The organism is Roseateles agri (genome assembly GCF_034043675.1).
In the GTDB taxonomy this organism is placed as follows: Bacteria; Pseudomonadota; Gammaproteobacteria; order Burkholderiales; family Burkholderiaceae_C; genus KK5.
In genome coordinates this window covers 445,725-464,008 of the sequence record NZ_JAXCLA010000001.1, presented here as the reverse complement: position 1 = coordinate 464,008, position 18,284 = coordinate 445,725, and the positions used below count along the sequence as shown (strand labels likewise).

The window sequence follows — 18,284 nt, the reverse complement described above, 5'->3', positions numbered from 1 at the left end:
CATGCTGAACGCGGTGCGCCGTCGCGGCAATGAACCAAAGTCATTGCGCGGCGTGCTGCATGCCGGCGTAGATGCCGGGCGTGGAGCCGGGGATGTCGATGGCGCCGGCCACGTGGCGGAAGAAGTCGGGCGCGCCGACGGCGCCGGCCACGGCGTAGTCGTAGCCCATGGCGCGCATTTCGTGCAGGCAGGCCAGCAGCAGGGCGGCGCCCACGCCGCCGCGGCGGGCGGCGTCCAGCACGCCGATGGGGCCGACGAAGCCGCGCGCGGTGGCGTCGTAGGCGCAGAAGCCCAGCAGTTCGGAAGGGGCGCCCCGGGTGGCGATGAACAGGGTGATGGGGCGGTTGGCGAGCGCGGCGCGGGCTTCGCTGGCCCAGGCGGGGGTGAAGTGGCGGGCGATCCAGGCGATGACGAGGTCGTGCTCGGGGGCGATGGGCTTGCGGACGCCCGGGCCGGCCGGCACGGGCGCCTCGGGCACGCGCTGCAGAGCGATCAGCATGTCCATGGGCGGTCCTCCATTCACGGGCAGCGCGCCGAAGCCCGGCCCGATCGTGGTGCCGGTGGGCTCCGGCGGGGCCTGACCAAAGTCACGCACCTGCCGCTTGGGTGCGGGCGCGAGGGCCGCGCCGGCGCGACCGTGGCAACATCCGCTCCCATGCAGGAGGGTGGAAACATGTCCGAGCTTGGCAAGCTGCCGAATGCGCTCCGGGTCCGGTTGGCGCTCTACACCGATCTGCCCAACCGGGACCTTGCCGACCCCGCCATCGCGCTCTTCGAGCGCCTGAGCGCGTTCACCCGGGGGCGCCCTCAGCGCCTATGTCGCACCCGGCGGCGACTGGGTCCAGGCCGATGCGGCCAAGGTGGTGCGCGAGGCGCGGGCGCGGCTGGGCAAGAAGAAGGTCAACGGCTCGTTCACGGCCGGCAGTCCCGACGGCGGCCTGTCCGCGTTCGAGTTCAGTTATTACGGCATGTTCACCGACCACCCGCCACACCGAGAGCAGGGCTATCTCAGCAGCCTGCAGGCCTGGGTGCCGGTGGCGTACTTCCAGGCCCACCGGGCCGGCTTCGAGCAGCTCATGGCGGATCTCGCGGCCCTGGTGCGCCTGAGCTTCGCCTACGCGAACCTGGCGCTGGAGGGCTCGGACCGGATCGGCAACCAGCAGTTGGCCAAGCGCTACCGGGCCGTCGACATCGCCGAGGTGTCCTCGGTCGCCTTCGACATCGGCAGCCAGGCGGCCGGTGCGTTCTGGCTCACGCTCTACGGCGGCCAACTGCTGGCCAACCTGCGGGAGCGCCTGGACGCCGCCGCGGCCGGCCTGCCGCAGGGCTGCCAGATGGCCACCGGGGCCAACGGCACGCGGATGCTGCTGCTGGGGCCGGAGCCGATCCTTGGCGACGTGAACCGCCAGGAGCCGGTCGCCGCCTACCAGTGGCTGGCCCGGCTGCTGGACCAGGCCGGCAAGCTGCACCGGCCCCGGCGCGTGCACTACTTCGACGCTGACGAGGCCGAAGGCCTCGGCGATGCCGAGGCGCAGCAACGCTGGCACGAGCGCCTGCTGTCGCTGTAGTGCCCGCGCCTCAGCTCTTCTTGCTGCAGGGCTCGGTGTTCTCGTTGATCATCTTGGGTGTCTTGCCGGTGGCGGTCTTGATGATCTGGTCCTGCGTCAACTCGTCGTCAATGGGGTTGGGCGGCTTGCGCACGCCGTGGACCTTGTCAGCGAAGCCTTCCGCGCTGTACAGCGGCCACTTGGGCGCCTTGCCGGTCGGCGGGCACTGGAACTTGAAGTCGTAGACCTGTTCGGCCGGGCTGCCGACGACGACGTCCGGCTTGCAGAAGCCGCCGTTGGGCAGGTTGCAGCGCGGGTCGGTCTGCAGCTTGGGCAGGATGGGCCCTTGTTGCGCTTCTTCTTCGCGTTCTTCTCCTTGGCCGCCTCCAGCTTCTGCTTGCAGCAGCGGTGCGCGTCGCCACGGGTCTTGAAACGGTTGGGCTGAAGCAGGCGCGCGCAGGTGGGCATGAGGCCCACATCGGGGGCCTGCCGGTTGGCATCGCCTACGGGCGGGCGCATGGCGTTGCGGATGAAGCAGCCGCCGCCGGGCAGCTTGCGCACGTCCGCATCTACCTGGCGCACTGGCGGCTCGGCCGGCTGCAGGAGGCCGAGCAGGCCTTCGGCCGGGTGGTGGCGCTGGGCATCGCCATCAGCGGCCTGGGCGTGAAGCTGCTGTTCAACCCCGGCCGACCGACTTCTGGTCCGATCCCAAGGTCAGCGGCCCCTATGCGATCTGGCTGCGCCAGATCGCACGGCAGACCACGCAGGCCAGGTTCTGCATGCTGATCGTCGGCCACACCAGCCGCACGGACAGCGATGCCTTGAACGACAGGCTGTCGGCGGGGCGCGCCGCGGCGATCCGGCAAAAGCTGGGGGCGGAGCCGGGTGCGGCGGAGCTGCTGGCGCGCATGAAGACGAGCGGGGTGGGGGCGCGGGAGAACATCATCGGGACGGGGACGGATGATGTGGCGGATGCGCTGGATCGGCGGGTGGAGTTCAAGATTGTGGGGTGTTGAGGGGCGCAGGCTCAACCCTCGTGCGGCTCGCGGCCCACCAACGAGGTGGGCATGTCGCGCACGCCATGGAGTACACGCCACACAGCCATGGCCTTGGATTGGGAAGTGCAGTTCGACGGCAGGCTCGCGGATGGCGAGGGCAAGCCTGGGAGACGGGCATCCGAGCACGTCCGAACTCGATGAGCCCTGCCGCGTGACGGCGCTCGACAGCGATCTCAGCATCGACCGGCGACAGGGGCGCAAGGCCATTCCTTTGGTCCGGCCGCGGACGTAGAGCGGGCACCCTGCAGGGCGGCAATGCGATTGCAGTGCGAACGACTGCAGGCGGGCGCGTTGCAAGCTCTGAAATTCGACAAGGCTGTGGGCTTTTGATGTGAGACCTGACCTCAATGCCGCCAACGCCGCCCCAGGTTCTCATGGGGGCCGGGCGGCGGTGAAACGGCGCAAATAGCGCTCGGTGCAGTCTTCATCCCAGGGTTCTTCCGCGAAAGTGCCGTGCCCCTCGATCTGCAGGGGCGACAGCGCTTGGGCTACCGCCGGGTAGTTGCCAAGGGTTTCACGGCGGTTGCGGTCGATCAGGCGTGGTCGCTGCTCCGTCATCAGCATCAGCTGCGCCCCGACGTCGTAGGACGCGAAGGCCATGGCTCTGGCCGCGGCGACGGCATCGGGTCGACGCTCCAGCAGCCGAGGCCCCAGAATCGTCACCCAGGCGATGCTCGGAATACCCTGCTGCGCAACGTCGGCCGTGGCGTCCAGGTCTTGTGCCTGGACCCCCCAATACCGCATCGCGGCAGCGAACCCGAGCCCGTGGTCCGATGTAGCTGCGCGTGCGTCGCCCGGTGCCAACACGTAGCCAAGGCTGCCGCACATGCAATCGAACGCTTGCAAGGTCGTCACGGCAAGTTCAAGCACCTGACGCACATCGACATGCCACTCGAAGTCGAATCGCAGCAGGCTGGCGCGGCCGTATTCGCTCGCGGGTCGCGCGCCGTGGAACAGGAACAAACGGGCATCGGCCGGCGCTTCTTCTCCAAACACATAGCCCCAGGCGGTCCCGCGGTAGAGGTCGGGCAGCAGCGAGGCCTCGAACTCGATCCGCGCCGACTCGGACCACTGGGACGGCAGGTCGCCGAAAGCGGTCGACCGGTAGGCTGTGATCCTGGACCCAAATCGATGCATGTAGGTGCGATAGAGCCCGACCAAGGCGACTGGGTCGGGCGGAGATTCGAGGTAGAGCACCAGCCGCAGCTTCATCTCCAGCAACAGGCCCGGATCCAGCGGGTCGGTCGACGGGTAGAGGATCGGGTTGCGCGGCGCGGCGGCATTCACTTGCGGGCCTTCTTGGGCTTGTCGCGGTCAGCGCGTTCGCGGTCGATGGCGGCGCGCACCTGCTCGAGACGCTCCGTGAGGTAGGCCTCAAAGTCGTCGTAGCGCGTTTCTTCGCCGTCGTCGGCCACGAACACGACGTCATATTCGTCGCCATGCGCTTTGTCGGGATCGAAGGCAAGGAACTCCAGGGACTCGCCCAGTCCGATAATGAAACGCGCGTATCCCGGATACCGTCGCACGAACGTCGCCGCTGGCGGTCTCAGTACCTTGGCGACGCACAGTAGCGAAAAGCCGGACCGGTAGCCCTCCATGCCGTCGCAGACCGCGAGGAAGGCTGCATAGCTCGGCGGAAGGTGCAGACCGGACTGTTCGAGCGAAGCGCGCAAACGGGCGATGTCGTTCACAGGAGCGGGCGCAGCCGCCACGGGCGCGCGAGGCTCGTCCTCCAGGTAGGTCTGCATCTGCAGTTCGGCTTGCACGATCTCCGCGATCAAGTTGGGGGTGATCTTCATAGAACGGTCTCCTTGCGTTAGCCGCAATTGCAGTCCTTGGGTGCCTTGATGCCGCCCGGGTGTTCGCTGGGCGAGTAACCACCCATGTTGCGCCCGAGTTCCTGGTTTGCCTCGGCGTGCATCCAGAGCAGGTTCTTTTCCTTCAGCGAGCCGCCCAGAGCGGCATCCTTCACGTGGTCGGGGTTCATTTCCTGTCGCGAAACCTCGTTGCCGTCCCAGGCCTCGTGGCGGCATGCATGCGTGAAGTACTTGCTGGATCCGGGTGGCTTGCCGGGTTTGCCCGCGGCCTGATGTTCGCGCACCATGCGGTTGAAGCTGTTGGCGAATCGGTTTTTGCCCGCACGGTACGCGTTGTTCAAGGGTGAGCGGTCATTGCTGGGGCTGAGCTTGAGCTTCTTCTTGCCCTTTGATGCGTTGAACTTCTGGATCTTCGCGCAGAGTTCCTTGGTCGCACAACCATTCGGTTGCGGCGGTGCAGGATCAAGGCTCTTGAGCTTCTGGCAATCGACGTCGACCTCGTACTTGGCTGCTTGAACGCTCGTCGGCGTGGTGCCCATCATGCAGAAGGTGTTCTGATGGTTCATCGTCATCTTGTCGCCGAGACGGCAGGCGTTCTTGCCGTCCATCTTGACGTCGAACGAGTAGAGGATGAACTTGGCCTCCTTCATGAAGGTGCTGGAGACGACACCGCCAGCCGAGCCAGCTTCGTCGCCGCTGCAGCGTGCGTACTCGCAATCCTTGACCGCGATCATGTTGCCGCCGTCGGCCTTGACGGTGGTGGTGCCATTGGCCAAGTCGCTGGCCAGCGAGATGATCACGGGGTATGGAATTGGGATCGGTCCGCCCGGACTGGGGGTCTTGCAGACGTCTGGCGCAGTGCTCTTGGCCAAGTGCATGCTGCCCTTGTGGACCAAACCGAACGACGTTCCATTGACCTTGACCGAGAGCATTAGCGTGCCTTCGGCATTGCGCCACGCAGCACGAAGCCGCAGCGTTCGCCGGCTTCCGAACTGGTGTACACGACATGCAACGGACCCGTTGCGTAAGCTTTGCGGCAAGCCGCTTCCGCGAGCACGACATACAGAGGGCCGGAGGCTGCGCCGACATCGCCACAGCAATCGGCCGGCGTCACGAACGCCGACGGGTCGGCGAGCCAGCCTCCGGCACGGATGCTGGCAAAGCCGAAGTCGTCGGCCCGGTACGGCTCGCCATTCATGTCGGTCCACAGACAGTCCGCGCGGCTGCCGTCCAGGCGCGATGCCAGCTGCCTGAAGAGTGTGGTCAGGCCGACGCCGGTGCAGACCTGCGTGGAGCCGAGCCCATGCGGTTCTCGCGCAAGGCTGCCGGCGACGATCTCCATCGAATCGGACAGGCCCCAGCGCTGCGCGGCGTCGGCCGAGACGAGGGCCACGAACGCCGCACCCTCCCCTGGAACAAATCCGTACGGATTGTTGTGGCTGCCTGCCGAGTGAACCTGATCGCGCTGTTCCAACCATTCGAGGGTTTCGGGCTCCAGGTAGGAATCGACGGCACCTGCCACCACCAGCTCCTCGGTGCCGGACAGGATAGCCTGCCAGGCTTCCAGCAGCGCCATCGCCCCAGCGGCGTTACCGGCCTGGACGAGCCGTACACCGGCAGCCCGCAGGCCGCCATCGCTCACCACCTGCTCGAACGCCGACTCAAGCATGGGCCGTTCGACCGAGCAGCCTGGTCGAGACTGTCCCACCCCCAGAAAGACCGGTGCGCGGACACCGCGTCCACGGATCGAGGCCACGCCCTCCAAGGCTTCCTGCAGGGCGCCGCAGGCCAATTCTCTGATGCGCTCGGCGGGGGCACGGTCCGGATCACCAAACGGACAGCGAGCGACGGTGAAAGCTTGCCCAGCGCTGTCGACCGCGAAGGCGTGCTGGCCGAAGCCGTTGAGTCCTGCCCGTACGGCAGCGGCCGTTGATGCTGCGCTGAGGCCGACCGCCGTGACGGCGCCGACACCCACCACGAACGCGCGCTGGTCGTGCTCCGGGCCCATGGTCAAGCAGCTTCTTCCAAGGACTCGGCAGGAAGCCAGCCCGCGCGCGAGTTGATCATGTTGAGTTGGCGAACGAACGTTCGCTCCAAGCGATGGACATCGGCATGCGCGGGCAGCGCCGAATGCCACACCATGCACACTTGGCGCAGGTCGGGCTCGAGGATCACGCTGTTCAGGGTTCCGCGATGGAGCACAGGTTGCCTACCGCGAAAGTGGGTCTCGAACCGGAACGCCAAGCGCGGCAAGGCGAATTGCAGCAGGCCAGTCGGGTCGAGGTTGTACAAGCTCACAGGCTCGCCGCCTCTCAGGTGGGCGAGGGGCCATTGGTCGCGCGGCGCACTGAGGAAGAATCTGTCGTCCAGGTCATCGGGATAGAGTGGCAGTCGGTCGCGGCACCATACCTCGTCGTAGGTGCCGGCATGCGCCAGGCGTTGCGGCCAGTGTGGCGGCAGGGGGCCGAAACATGCCGGTGGTCCCTTGTCTTCGCGCCCCTGGTAGGCCAGGTTGGGGGCTCGCGCGCCAGGCTGCGGCGCGAAACCGGTGCCGAGCGGATTGAGCGGTTCGACTTGGTGCGGGTCGTCGCCGTTACCCGCCAGGCCTCCGTACGCCCGCTCGTACCGCAGAGGCATGCGTTCGAAGGGCTGCGCCGGGCCATAGCCGGTGCCGAACAGTCCCTGTCCGAAGACGCGGTCACCGGTAACGCGCAAGGTTTTCTCCACATCCCCTACCCGCATCGTGACGTCGACACGCGTCGCAGGTCGTCCTGCCGGGGCGTAAGCGTGACCGTGCAGCAGGATGTCGGTCGTCGGCTTTGCCATGTGAAAGTCAGAGTCGAAGCGCAAGCTGGACGTGGCCGGATCACCGAAATGAACCGGCCCGAGCGCTGGCGGAGACTGCCGAGCCGATACGGCCACACGCCCGTTGGCGAGCACATCGAAAGTGCCTCGCACGGCCAGGACCCAGATCTCCGCGCCCGTGCGGCTGCGGACCCAGTTGCCGGCGACTTCGAAGGGGGTGGTGTTCTCGACCTGCCACATGATGCGCGTCAGTTGATGTCGATTGCGGCGCCCTTGATCTTGTTGTAGCCTTTGGAGCGGCTCAAGATGTAAGTGCCCTGTATGAGCACCTTGCCGGCGTGGGTGAGTGTGATGCTCGCGTCGCCGCAGCGCAGAACGATCTCGCGGTCGGCTTCGATGACGTGGCGTTCCCCGTCCACGCGGGTCTGCAGCGGCGCGGCGGCGAGGGTTTGGTGGAGCGGATGCGGCTCCACTACCCCGAGCACGATGGGGCGCCGTGGATCGGCGTTCTCGAAGCACACGACGACCAGGCGGCCGACCATGTTGCGGCTCAGGCGCACTGTGCTGCGCGCTTCAACCGCCTGGTTGGGCAGGAGCGGCAATTCGTCCAACAACGGTTGGCCGAGAGGATCGAAGCCCTGCAGTCGGGCCACCATGACCCCACCGGGAGCGCCCAGTGCCGGAGGGCGGGGTGCTTCGGCGATGGCCTCGCCCAGGACCAGGAAGGGATCATCATGCAATTTCATGTTGGCCACCGTGCCGTTCAATTGATTCCGACCTTCGGCCCCTTCATCACGATGTCGCTGCTCGCCTTCACATTGATCTTCCCCGAGCCGTCGATCGTGATGTCCTTGCCCTTGATCGTGATCGTGCCGTCCTTCTTCATCGAGATGCTGGCGCTGCCGGTCTTGATAGTGACGGACTCGCCGGCGTCGATGACGAGGTTCTTGCCGACCTTCAGCGTGTCGTCCTCGCCGACCTGAGCGGACCGGGCTTTGGCCACCGTGGTCGATTGCGCGCCCCCGACCTTCACGCCGCGATCGGCGGCGACCTGGGTGTTCTGGCTCGCACCCACCGTCGTGCTCTGGCTCGCGCCGACGCTGATGCTCTGGCTGGCTCCGACATTGGTGGTCTGGATCGCTGCGACGGTCACGCTTTGCAGCGCCCCGATCACCACGACCTGCGCGCCGCCGATACCGATCTCCTGAGCGCCGCCCACGCCGATCGTCTCGTTGATGCCGACCATGTGCGTGCGCTGCATCGTCACCGTCGCGGTCTCGCTGCCGCTGACGCTGATCTTGCGGTTGCCGCCGATGCTGATCGTCTCGTTGATCGCTACCGTCTCGGTCCGGTTGGCACCGATGTCGATCGTTTCGTTGCTGCCAACCTTTTCCTTGCGGTCGACACCGATCGTGATCGTCTCGTTGTTGTCGACGGTCTCGGTCCGGTCGTGCTTCACATGGGTCGTCTCGTCATGGTCGATCGTCTTCTTGCGATCGTGGCCGACCCAGTGCGTCTCGTCGTTCTCGACCTCGATGTCCTGGTTCTTCTCGGCATGCAGCCACAGCTGCTCGCTGCCGGATTTGTCCTCGAAGCGGATCGCATTGGCCTTGGCGTAGCTGCCGCCCTTGCTGGAGCGAGTCAGGATGCCGGACTGCGTGGCGTTGGCTGGCAGGTCCCAGGGCGGCATCTGCTCGGCGTTGTAGACGCGGCCGGTGATCAGCGGCTGATCGGGGTCGCCTTCGAGGAAGTCGACGACGACCTCCTGGCCGATGCGCGGCACCTGGATGAAGCCGAAGCTTTTACCCGCCCAGGGCGCGGAGACGCGCACCCAGCAACTGCTCTTCTCGTCCTTCTTGCCATAGCGGTCCCAATGGAACTGCACCTTCACCCGCGCGTACTTGTCGGTGAAGATCTCCTCGCCCGCGGGGCCGACGACGATGGCCGTCTGCGGTCCCTGCACGAAGGGCTTGGGCGTGTTGCGCGGCGGGCGGTACTGCTGGGCCGAGGGCATCGCGGCGAAGCTGCACTCGTAGCTGCCGGCGCCGCTGCCGCCGCCGGCCTCGTAGGCGTCGACGTGCGCGCTGATGTGTGTCTGCACGCACAGGTACTCGACGTTGCGGTCGGCGCGCGGATGGCGCTCCAGCTTGAACTTGCTGCCGACGGCCAGCGCCTGCGCGTTGGTGCCGCCGCCGAGCTGTTCGTGGCGGGCCTGCAGTTCGTCGATGCGGTTCTCGGTGAGCTGCTGGCCGTCGGCCTGCTGGGTGTAGTCGCCCTGCCAGTCGAACTGCTCGTACTCGGCCAGCGCGTGCTTGCGGGCCAGCGCCTTGGTGGCGCGCAGCGAGGTGGAGGGGCGTTCGAAGTCGTAGCTGTCCAATACGACCTTGCCGGTTTTCACCTCGCGCGCGAAGGTCCAGCTGGACACGTAGTCGGTGTCCGGCGGCACCTGCCTGGCGTTGGCGTAGTAGGGCAGCTTCTCGCAGCCCTCGGCCGGGCTGTGGGCGCCGGCGTCGTCGACGAGCATCAGCTTGTGCGTCTTCTCGTCGTGTTCCACGTACCAGTAGATGCCCTCCTCTTCGAGCAGGCGGGCGACGAAGTTGTAGTCGCTCTCGCGGTACTGCACGCAGTAGACGCGCTTGCGGTAGCTGCGGAACAGCTTGAACTCGAAGCTCGCGAGGCCGCCGTGGTCGCTGAAGACCGCCTTGACGATGTCGGGCACGGTCTGGTCCTGGAAGATGCGGCAGTCTGACGTGCGGGTGAGGAACCACAGCCAGGGCCGCACCCTCGCCTGATAGCCGAAGTAGCGGTCCTGCGCGCGGCCGGCGGCGAAGCGCGTCACCAGGCCGTTGAAGTGGCGCTTGCCGCCGTCGCGCAGCGCGACGGTCACCGTCAGCGGTTTGCCGAGCAGGTCTTCGGGCATCAGGTCGGGCTTCTCGCTGAGCAGTTGCAGCTGCATGTCGTCGAGCACGCTCAGGCCTTGCGACAGGCTCATCGACTCGAACAGCAGGTCCGAGGCGGGCAGTGGCGAGCTGAGCTGGATGGACGGCGGCATGCGGGTGGGGTCAGCGTGGGCTGAAGCTCCTGTCGGTTGGATGATCGGGTCGTGTCCACGCGGCGAACAGCGCCGAAAGTCACTTCGCGCCGTGGCTCGCGGCACCGGGATGACGCACGGGGAAGTTGGTCTCCGGCCGCAGGCGCAGGTCCTGGCGGTCGCGGCCGGCCTGCCGGCGGCCGAGCCAGCTGGTCAGGCCCAGGCGCAGGCGGCCGTCCGGCCGGGCGTCCGGCACCTGTGCGGCGGCGAGGACCAGCTTCAGGTCCCAGCGCATGTCCAGGCCGGCGTACAGCTGCACCCACTGCTGCAGCTGCCGCCACGCCGCGGTGCCGGGCAGCAGTGCCTCGTACGCCGCCTTGCTCAAGGGGCCGACGACGACGCGGAACTTGTACTGCCGGTCCAGCTGCTTGCGCCCGCTGTTGGCCGAAATGCCGAGCTGCCCCATGCGTGCCTCGCTGCGCTCCGGCCGGTTCGGCGCGAAGCCCAGCGGCCGGCGGTCTTCCGCCTCGATGTCCAGCCACTGCGGCACGTGCTGCTCGATGCGCACCGGCAGGCGCAATTGCTGGGTGAGCAGCTTGGCCAGGCCCTCCGGGTGGCGGCTGCGCTGGCTGAGCAGGCCGGCCTGGAACAGCTGCGCCGGCGGCGTGGCCTGGGTGCCGAGGCCGGCGCAGGCACCGAGCCACGCCGCGAAGCGGTCGTTCTTCGGCCGGTCGTGCTGCACGGTGGGCTGGTTCTGTGCCCAGCTGCGATAGAACAGCGCCAGCAGCCGGTGGTGGAAGACATCCAGGAAGCGGGCCAGCGTCGGATCCCTGTGGTGCAGCAGCCGCTCGCGCGTGTATTCGGTGATGGGCAGCGGCATTGGCCCGTTGGGGCCGAGCAGGCCGAAGAACAGCACGCGCAGCCGCGGCGCGAAGTCGGCGGGCCGGTCCAGCGCGGCGAGTTCGGCCAGCGCGAAGTCCAGGTCCGGCTGCTGGCCCAGGCGCAGTGCCTCCTGCGAGGGCCGCGGCGCTTCGCCCAGGCGCGGCCATTGCGGATGCAGCGCTTCGATGCGGCGCAGTGTTGCGAAGAAGTCGTGCCGGCGTGGCTGGGCCTGCAGCTCGCGCCACAGCGCTTCCCGTGGATCGTCTTGAGGCGCCATCACACTGCCTCGCGCAGCCCCGTGTGCGGCGGCCAGCGCATCAGCTCGCCGCGCTGCGGCGTGCGCAGGCTCAGCTGGGTGAAACTGTTGATGGCGGCATGGCGCGCGAAGAAGCGCTCCAGCGTGCTGGCGAACAGGAAGGCGCTGTTGCCTTCGAAGGCGAGCTCGTCGAGTTCCAGCTCGATCGCCACGCCGCTGCCGAAGGTCGGCGGCCCGTCGAACGGCAGCCGGCGCACCACCCGCCGCAGCGACAGCGCGCGCACGCCCTCGGTCTGGCGACGCCAGCCGGCATCCTCGTCCGCCGGCGCATAGAGGCCCAGCATCGTGCGCAGCGAGGCCGCCGCCGCGGCGGGCGATTCGCCGACCAGCGAGAGATGGTTCAGCGTCAGGTGGTTGACGAGCTGCCAACCCAGCTCGCCCACCGGCAGCCGCGAGCGCGGCCGCGTCGGCGAGCGCAGCGCGCGAACCTGCAGCACCGGGCCGGGCGAATCCAGGTGCCAGAGCTGACTGCCGCGCGGGGCGGTCTTGTCGTCCGCCTCCACGGGCAGCAGCGTCGGCAGGTCGCGGTTGCTGACCCAGGCCTCCACCGAGATCTGGCGCAGCTCCTCCGCATAGGGCGCGTGCCGAGGGTCGACGAGCGAGAGGTAGACCTCCTCGCCGATGTAGCTGGAGCGCACACCCTGCGCCTGCTGCTGCGAGGACGGTAGCCGCGGTTCGCGGCGCAGCGTGTAGTAGCCCGCGCCGATGGCGTCAGGCGCCGGCGGCGTGGCCTGGTAGGTGGCGTAGAGCGGGGCGAAATCTTGCCGCGCGACGCGACCGCTGCCGAAGCCGGTGACCGACTCGACGCTGTGCACCTCGTAGTCCATCGGCCGCGCGCGGTCGGGCACCAGGTGATGCTCCCAGTCGCCTGGGCCGAGGGTGATGCGGTCCAGGCGCTTGCGGAACAGGTTGATGGCCGGCGTGCAGAACAGCGCCAGGCTGGCCGCATCGACGAGCGGTTCGAGGCGCGCGTCGCCGCGCTGCAGGAAGACGACCAGCTCGACCGTGTCGCCGCGCGTGCGGGCCAGGCGCTCGGCCAGTTCGGTGATCTCGAAAAACAGCAGCCGCTGCGGCATGCTGGCCACTTCCTGCAGCAGCCGGTAGCCCGAGAACGTGCGCAGCGATTCCGGCAGCAGCGCCTGGTCCGCCGCGAAGCCGAGGGGCTGGATGCTTTGCGGGCCACGCCAGTCGCGGGCGGAGATGGCTTCGCCCGCGTCCTCGCGCACCAGGGTGCCGGCCACGGCGCTGCCGAGCAGTTCGTGCAGGCGGAAGGCGGTTGCGTCCGGTGCGCTGATGTAGAAGGCCAGCCGGTCGAGCTCCTGCAGCTGATGGAACATCAGGCCGCCGCCGCAGCGCAGCCTGATGCGCAGCCCGCCGCGCGCGGACCGTGCCTGCGGTAGCCGGGCCAGCGGCAGGTCGGCAGCGAGGCTGAAGTAGCGCACGTCGAGCAGTTCCAGCGGCCACAGCGCGACCTCATGGGCGCTGCGGTATTCGCAATGCGTGTCCTGGCCGCGGGCCAGGTCGCAGACGATGGCGCTGCCACGCGGCACGCGGTGGCCGCGCGCCAGGTTCGGATCGGCCGGGTCGATCTCGTAGCGCGCCACCATCATCGAGGGCAGCGGCGCCAGGAAGTTCGGGTAGATCGCTTCGAGCAGGTGGGCGATCAGCCGCGGTTGTTCGGCCTCGAGCTTGAGCTGCACGCGCGCGGCCAGGAAGGCGAAGCCCTCGAGCAGGCGCTCGACGAAGGGATCGCTGACCTCCAGCCCTTCCATGCCCAGCCGCGATGCGATGCGCGGAAACTCCCGGGCGAACTCCTGGCCCATCTCGCGCAGGTGGCCGAGCTCCTGGCTGTACAGGTGGAGCAGGCGCGGGTCCATCGCGTTAGACCCGCCGGCTGGTCGGCGCGGGCGCGCCGTCGCTGATCTCGACCTGGCCCGCCTCCAGGTTCAGCTGCGTGCGCAGCAGGATCTCCTGCGGCACCGGCTGTGACCACAGCTCGCCCTGGATCCGCAGCTCGATCACGTTGTGCGTCTCCAGCACCCGTGTGGGGCGCAGCGCACGAACGACAAGCGACTCGGCTCGGATGCGCGGCTCGAAGCGCTTGATGGCCTGCGCGATCTCCGCCTCCAGCGCGTCGATGTCGATCTTGTGCTGGAGCCTGCCGGCCAGCGGCGGCAGCCCGAAATTGAGCACGCTGGCGGCGATCGCCGCGTCGGTCTCCCGCGTCGGCAGCGTGCGGGCCGAGGGCTGCGTGGTATTGAGCAGGACGCCGAGGTCACGCAGCACGGCGTGGCGCAACTGCGCCTTGCTCATCACGCGGAAATCGGTGCCGTCGCCCTGCGGGCCGTCGTCGGTCAGCCGGTCCAGCAGCGCGGGTTGCAGGCGGTCGCTGATGTCGGTGGCCATGCGCCGCGGCCCGCTGGTTCAGGCGTTCGGCGACAGGACTTCGTCGCTGAAAGCGATCGCGCCGCCGCCGGTGCCGTCGGAGCGCTGGTCGCTGTATTCGGCATCGAAGCTGGTGAAGGTCAGCGTCACCTGTTCGACCGTGTGCCCGAGGTCGTCGACCGCATAGCTGATGTCGGCGACGCGGGCACCCTCGAGCTTCAGCTTGAAGTAGTCGAGGGCCTCGCCGCCGGACTTGCGCATCGTCAGCGTCGCCTCGGTGATCTCGTCGTTGCGGGCCAGCGCCGCCAGCAGGACCAGTGATGCCGCATCCATGCCCTTGGTGACGACCAGCGGCCCGTACTGGCGGCGCCCGGTGCGGGTGCTGCTGCCCATCGCGTCGCCCGCCTGCGCGCCCCAGGACCAGCCGCTGAGGATGATGTCGTCCTCGTGGTCATCGGTCGTGGATTCGCCCTTGATCTTGCCGCTGCGTCGTGACTCGACGGCAAGAAAGAGGTCGGCAGTCGATGCGTCGGCGCCCATGCTGGTGCTCGCGGTCGGTGTGGCGTTGCGTTGCCTTGCGTTCAGGCCGGCTCAGACGACCTTGTTCGTCGTCTGATCCCAGCCGCCGATGATCTCGCCGCCGAGCGAGCCGTCGGGCTTCTGCTCCTTGTACTTGAACTCGATCTTGCCGAAGTTCAGCGTCACCGAGTCGCTCGGGATCGTCTCCGCACCTTCGGCGCCCAGGTGTGTCAGCGAGCTGACGATCACCTTGCTCAGCACGACGGTCAGGAATTCCTGCTGCTCCTTGCCGGCGCGGCGGCAGACGAGCGTGGCGGTGTCGTAGTGTTCGCCGGAACACATCGCGGCGAACAGCTTGGCGGAGGACTTGTCCACCTTCTTGACGAAGCTGAAATCGTGCAGCGCTACCTTGCCGCTGCCGCCGCCGCCGCCGCTCTGGAACGAGCCCGCATTGGTGCCGCCGAGCGAGTAGGAGATCAGCTCGATCTCGCCTTTGTGCTTGTCGTCGGTGGACTCGCCGTCGACGCCGGTGATCTTCAGGAAGTAGTCAACTTTTGCCATGATCGTGTGCTCCGTGGGTGTGGGGGTGCTTGCCGTCGATGTCGATCAACCCGGTGCGCCGGGGCGTGTCGGGCAGCGCAGTCGACGGGGCTGCGGTGTCCTTTGTGATGCGATGCGGTTGAAGTGGCTCTCAGGCGGCCTTCGCGGAAGGCAGTTTCGAGACGAGCCGCAGCGAGACCGTCAGGCCTTCCAGCTGATAGTGGGGACGCAGGTAGAACTTCGCCGCGTAGTAGCCGGGATTGCCGGCGATCTCCTCGACCTTGACCTCCGCGTCGGCCAGCGGCTTGCGGGCCTTGACCTCTTCCGAGGAACCGGCAGGATCGCCGTCCACGTAGTTCATCACCCACTTGGTCAGCCAGCGCTGCATGTCCTCGCGCTCCTTGAAGCTGCCGACCTTGTCGCGCACGATGCACTTCAGGTAGTGGGCGAAGCGGCAGCAGGCGAACAGGTAGGGCAGCCGGGCCGACAGGTTGGCGTTGGCCGTGGCGTCGGGGTCGTCGTATTCGGTAGGCTTCTGCAGCGACTGCGCACCGATGAAGGCCGCGCTGTCGGAGTTCTTGCGGTGCAGGAGGGGCATGAACCCGTTCTTGGCCAGCTCGGCCTCGCGCCGGTCGCCGATGGCGATCTCGGTTGGGCACTTCATCGCGACCTCGCCCTCGTCGGTCTTGAAGGTGTGTGTCGGCAGGCCCTCGACCGCGCCACCGGACTCGACACCGCGGATCCGCGAGCACCAGCCGTACTGCTTGAACGAGCGGTTGATGTTGACCGCCATCGCGTAGGCCGAGTTCGCCCAGGTGTAGCTGCCATGCTCGCCACCGCCGGTGTCCTCTTCGAAATCGAACTCCTCGACCGGGCTGGTCTTGGCGCCGTAGGGCAGGCGGGCAAGAAAGCGCGGCATCGCCAGGCCGATGTAGCGCGCGTCCTCTGAGGCGCGCAGCGAACGCCAGCCGGCGTAATCGGGCGTGCTGAAGATCTTGGTCAGGTCACGCGGGTCCGCCAGATGCTGCCAGGACTGCATCTGCAGCAGGTGCGGGCTGGCCGCGGCGATGAAGGGCGCATGCGCGGCGGCCGAAACCTTGCTCATCTCGCGCAGCAGCTCGACGTCGGGCGGACTGTTGTCGAAGTAGTAGTCGCCGACCAGGCAGCCATAGGGCTCGCCGCCGAGCGCGCCGTATTCCTCTTCATAGACTTTGCGGAAGATCGGGCTCTGGTCCCAGGGCGTGCCCTTGAAGCTCTGCAGCGTCTTGCCCAGCTCGTTCTTCGAGATGTTCATGACGCGGATCTTCAGCATGTCGTCCGTTTCGGTGTTGTTGACGAGGTAGTGCAACCCGCGCCAGGCGCTCTCCACCTGCTGGAATTCCGCCGCGTGCATCACCGTATTGATCTGCTCGGAGATGCGCTTGTCCAACTCGGCGACCATCGCGTCGATCGAATCGTGGGCATCGCTGCTGATCAGCGTCGCGTGCTTGAGCGCCTGCTCGGCCAGCGTCTGCACGGCTTGCTCGACCAGGGTCTTGGCGCCGTCGGACGTGGGCTTGAACTCCCGCGTCAGCAGGCTGGCGAAGTCGCTGTCGCGGTAGGTGACGCCTTCGAGCGCGGGCGCTTGAGGTGCCTGGGTGGCTTGGGGAGCCTGGGAAATGGTCTGCTCAGCCATGATCGTCTTCTCCTCGGGCCGTTTCAGGATGAGGCGTCGCCGGCCGTCGCGGCAGCGGGCGCGGGCGTTGCCGCCACGGACTTCTTGGCCATCGCGAGCGACTGCAGCAGGGCCGGGTCCTTGATGATTTCGGCGATCAGCACCTCGGCACCGGCCTTGCCATCCATGAAGGTCTTCAGGTTGGCCAACTGCTGGCGCGCTTCGAGCAGTTCGCGCACGCCGTCGACCTTTTCCGCCACCTTGGCCGGTGAGAAGTCGGCCATGCTCGAGAAGGTGATGTCCACGCTCAGGCTGCCATCCTTGGTCAGCGTGTTGGGCACGCGGAAGTTGGCGCGGGGCTGGGTGGACTTCATGAAGTCGTTGAAGTTGTCCACGTCCAGCTCCTTGAACTTGCGCTCCGCCACCGGCGGCAGCGGTTCCTTCGGCGTGCCGGAGAGATCGGCCATCACGCCCATCACGAAGGGCAACTGGATCTTCTTCTCGGCGCCGTAGGTCTCGACGTCGTATTCGATCTGTACGCGCGGTGCGCGGTTGCGGGCGATGAAGCCTTGGCTGCTGTCCTTGGCCATGTCGTACTCCTGGTGATGCCTGGGTTCGTTCGCTAGCTGGTCTTGCCGACGAAGTGCTCGATCTGCTTGACGTTGTCGGGCAGCAGGTCGCGGATGATCTCGATGAAGCTCTTCTGTAGCAGCTGCTGCGAGCGGCGGATGAAGATCGGCGCGGGGCTCGCGGGCTCGTTGCGCTCGATCCAGTCGCAAATGCGTTCCAGCGCGCGGATCGCTTCCTCGCGTGAATTGATCTCGCCACTCATCGCCGGCGCTGGCGCTGTTGCGGCAGCCGTGGCCTCGGGCGTGCTGGCTGCCTCGGCGCCGGCCGCCAGCGCTGCGATCTGGGCCAGCGCCGCCGTCAGCCGGGTCAGCGGGGTGAGCTCCATCGTGCGGGTCGCGCCGAGCCGGGTCGTCAGCACCTCGTCGATACCGATGGCGGCGGTGTGGGCGGCCAGCATCAGCGTGTTCAGCTCCGTCACTTCCTGCCGGGCGGCGGCCATACCGGCGAGCGCGCCTTCCTTCGTCGGCGCCGGCTCGCCCTTCCGCGCCAGGCCGGGGTTGGCGGCCAGCTCGATCTCGCGCACGGTAATGGCGGCGCGCTGCGAGGACAGTCGCGCCGCGCGCAGATCGGCCAGGCCGGCGTCGTCGCGCAGCAGCGGGGCGATCGCGTTGAGCCGCGAGGTTTCGCCCTGTGCCTGCACCGGCTCGATCTGCGGATGCACGGTGTCCCAGTGCTGCTGCAGCAGCGCGTGGACCAACTGCAGGCCGCGCGCCGCATCGGCAAGGCCACCGAGGTGTGCGCCGCTGCGCGTGAGCCAGACGGCCAGGCGCAAGTCGCGTGTGCGCAGGGCCAGTTGCATCGCCAGTTGGCGCACGCTGCGCCAGTCCGGGCCCTTAGCGGGAATCAGCGTCTTGCCGTACTCCCGCTCGGGCTGGCCCGCAGCCGCCTCTTCGAGCGCCAGGAAGTCCGCATCGAACTGCAGGTCCGCGCCGCAGGGCGCGTCGCCTGGCAGCGGTGCGGTCAGCGTCTGGAGTTCGAGCTCGGTCATGGATTGGGATGAGGCAGGACGGTCGAAGGGCTTGTCTGAGCTTGACTCTATGGATCGAGCGGCTGCGGCGCAGCAGCCGAAAGTCACTTTGTGCAGGTGGCGCCGATGCCGT

At 67.6% G+C, this 18,284-nt stretch carries 19 protein-coding genes and 1 pseudogene; 3 read left to right on the top strand and 17 right to left on the bottom strand.

Features of this window, described 5'->3' with window-relative positions:
* Positions 1-40: 40 nt before the first annotated feature.
* A complete protein-coding gene (locus tag SNE35_RS02200) occupies positions 41-505 on the bottom strand; it encodes a GNAT family N-acetyltransferase (protein ID WP_320421160.1) in 465 nt (154 codons plus the stop codon).
* A gap of 328 nt (positions 506-833) precedes the next feature.
* Between SNE35_RS02200 and SNE35_RS02195 the strand changes: the two are divergent.
* Positions 834-1,568, top strand: a pseudogene (locus SNE35_RS02195) (type VI immunity family protein); the annotation flags it as partial.
* A 10-nt stretch (positions 1,569-1,578) separates the two neighbouring features.
* Here the strand turns inward: SNE35_RS02195 and SNE35_RS02190 are convergent.
* A complete protein-coding gene (locus SNE35_RS02190) occupies positions 1,579-1,701 on the bottom strand; it encodes a hypothetical protein (protein WP_320421158.1) in 123 nt (40 codons plus the stop codon).
* A gap of 254 nt (positions 1,702-1,955) precedes the next feature.
* On the opposite strand from SNE35_RS02190, the gene SNE35_RS02185 reads away from it, so the two are divergent.
* Both SNE35_RS02185 and SNE35_RS02180 read left to right on the top strand, forming a co-directional pair.
* Positions 1,956-2,333: a hypothetical protein gene (locus tag SNE35_RS02185; protein ID WP_320421157.1), complete on the top strand. Its 378-nt coding sequence runs from the start codon at positions 1,956-1,958 to the stop codon at positions 2,331-2,333.
* Positions 2,327-2,563: an OmpA family protein gene (locus tag SNE35_RS02180; protein WP_320421156.1), complete on the top strand. Its 237-nt coding sequence runs from the start codon at positions 2,327-2,329 to the stop codon at positions 2,561-2,563. The genes SNE35_RS02185 and SNE35_RS02180 overlap by 7 nt, the downstream gene beginning before the upstream one ends.
* A 414-nt stretch (positions 2,564-2,977) precedes the next feature.
* Here SNE35_RS02180 and SNE35_RS02175 read toward each other — a convergent pair whose 3' ends face one another.
* The 15 genes from SNE35_RS02175 to tssA all read right to left on the bottom strand — a co-directional run bounded on the left by SNE35_RS02175 (position 2,978) and on the right by tssA (position 18,172).
* Entirely contained in the window at positions 2,978-3,892 is a 915-nt protein-coding gene (locus SNE35_RS02175) for a type VI immunity family protein (protein WP_320421155.1), read from the bottom strand.
* A complete protein-coding gene (locus SNE35_RS02170; RefSeq protein ID WP_320421154.1) occupies positions 3,889-4,404 on the bottom strand; it encodes an SMI1/KNR4 family protein in 516 nt (171 codons plus the stop codon). The genes SNE35_RS02175 and SNE35_RS02170 overlap by 4 nt, the downstream gene beginning before the upstream one ends.
* Before the next feature lie 17 nt (positions 4,405-4,421).
* The gene (locus SNE35_RS02165; RefSeq protein WP_320421153.1) at positions 4,422-5,354 is read right to left on the bottom strand and encodes a DUF4150 domain-containing protein; all 933 of its coding nucleotides are present in this window, start codon (positions 5,352-5,354) and stop codon (positions 4,422-4,424) included.
* Positions 5,354-6,430 (bottom strand): beta-ketoacyl synthase N-terminal-like domain-containing protein, encoded by a 1,077-nt coding sequence (locus SNE35_RS02160; RefSeq protein WP_320421151.1) that lies wholly within the window; start codon positions 6,428-6,430, stop codon positions 5,354-5,356. Before SNE35_RS02160 ends, SNE35_RS02165 begins: the two co-directional genes overlap by 1 nt.
* 2 nt (positions 6,431-6,432) lie before the next feature.
* On the bottom strand, positions 6,433-7,467 hold the full coding sequence (locus tag SNE35_RS02155; RefSeq protein ID WP_320421150.1) for a DUF2169 family type VI secretion system accessory protein: 1,035 nt from the start codon (positions 7,465-7,467) through the stop codon (positions 6,433-6,435).
* An 8-nt stretch (positions 7,468-7,475) separates the two neighbouring features.
* Positions 7,476-7,994, bottom strand: coding sequence for a DUF6484 domain-containing protein (locus SNE35_RS02150; RefSeq protein ID WP_320421149.1), 519 nt, complete (start codon positions 7,992-7,994; stop codon positions 7,476-7,478).
* Positions 7,991-10,279 (bottom strand): type VI secretion system Vgr family protein, encoded by a 2,289-nt coding sequence (locus tag SNE35_RS02145; RefSeq protein WP_320421148.1) that lies wholly within the window; start codon positions 10,277-10,279, stop codon positions 7,991-7,993. Before SNE35_RS02145 ends, SNE35_RS02150 begins: the two co-directional genes overlap by 4 nt.
* Before the next feature lie 79 nt (positions 10,280-10,358).
* Complete coding sequence (tssG, locus tag SNE35_RS02140) at positions 10,359-11,417, bottom strand: type VI secretion system baseplate subunit TssG (RefSeq protein WP_320421147.1); 1,059 nt, start codon at positions 11,415-11,417, stop codon at positions 10,359-10,361.
* Positions 11,417-13,333: a type VI secretion system baseplate subunit TssF gene (gene tssF, locus SNE35_RS02135; protein WP_320421146.1), complete on the bottom strand. Its 1,917-nt coding sequence runs from the start codon at positions 13,331-13,333 to the stop codon at positions 11,417-11,419. Before tssF ends, tssG begins: the two co-directional genes overlap by 1 nt.
* 4 nt (positions 13,334-13,337) lie before the next feature.
* Positions 13,338-13,862: a type VI secretion system baseplate subunit TssE gene (gene tssE / locus SNE35_RS02130; protein ID WP_320421145.1), complete on the bottom strand. Its 525-nt coding sequence runs from the start codon at positions 13,860-13,862 to the stop codon at positions 13,338-13,340.
* Between the two features lie 18 nt (positions 13,863-13,880).
* Positions 13,881-14,381 carry an Hcp family type VI secretion system effector gene (locus SNE35_RS02125; RefSeq protein ID WP_320421144.1) on the bottom strand — a complete coding sequence of 167 codons (501 nt, stop codon included), beginning with the start codon at positions 14,379-14,381 and terminating at the stop codon, positions 13,881-13,883.
* A 51-nt stretch (positions 14,382-14,432) separates the two neighbouring features.
* Positions 14,433-14,921, bottom strand: coding sequence for an Hcp family type VI secretion system effector (locus SNE35_RS02120; RefSeq protein ID WP_320421143.1), 489 nt, complete (start codon positions 14,919-14,921; stop codon positions 14,433-14,435).
* A gap of 130 nt (positions 14,922-15,051) precedes the next feature.
* On the bottom strand, positions 15,052-16,575 hold the full coding sequence (tssC, locus tag SNE35_RS02115; RefSeq protein WP_320421142.1) for a type VI secretion system contractile sheath large subunit: 1,524 nt from the start codon (positions 16,573-16,575) through the stop codon (positions 15,052-15,054).
* Between the two features lie 23 nt (positions 16,576-16,598).
* Positions 16,599-17,144: a type VI secretion system contractile sheath small subunit gene (tssB, locus tag SNE35_RS02110; RefSeq protein WP_320421141.1), complete on the bottom strand. Its 546-nt coding sequence runs from the start codon at positions 17,142-17,144 to the stop codon at positions 16,599-16,601.
* 32 nt (positions 17,145-17,176) lie between these two features.
* Positions 17,177-18,172: a type VI secretion system protein TssA gene (gene tssA / locus SNE35_RS02105; protein WP_320421140.1), complete on the bottom strand. Its 996-nt coding sequence runs from the start codon at positions 18,170-18,172 to the stop codon at positions 17,177-17,179.
* Between the last annotated feature and the right edge of the window lie 112 nt (positions 18,173-18,284).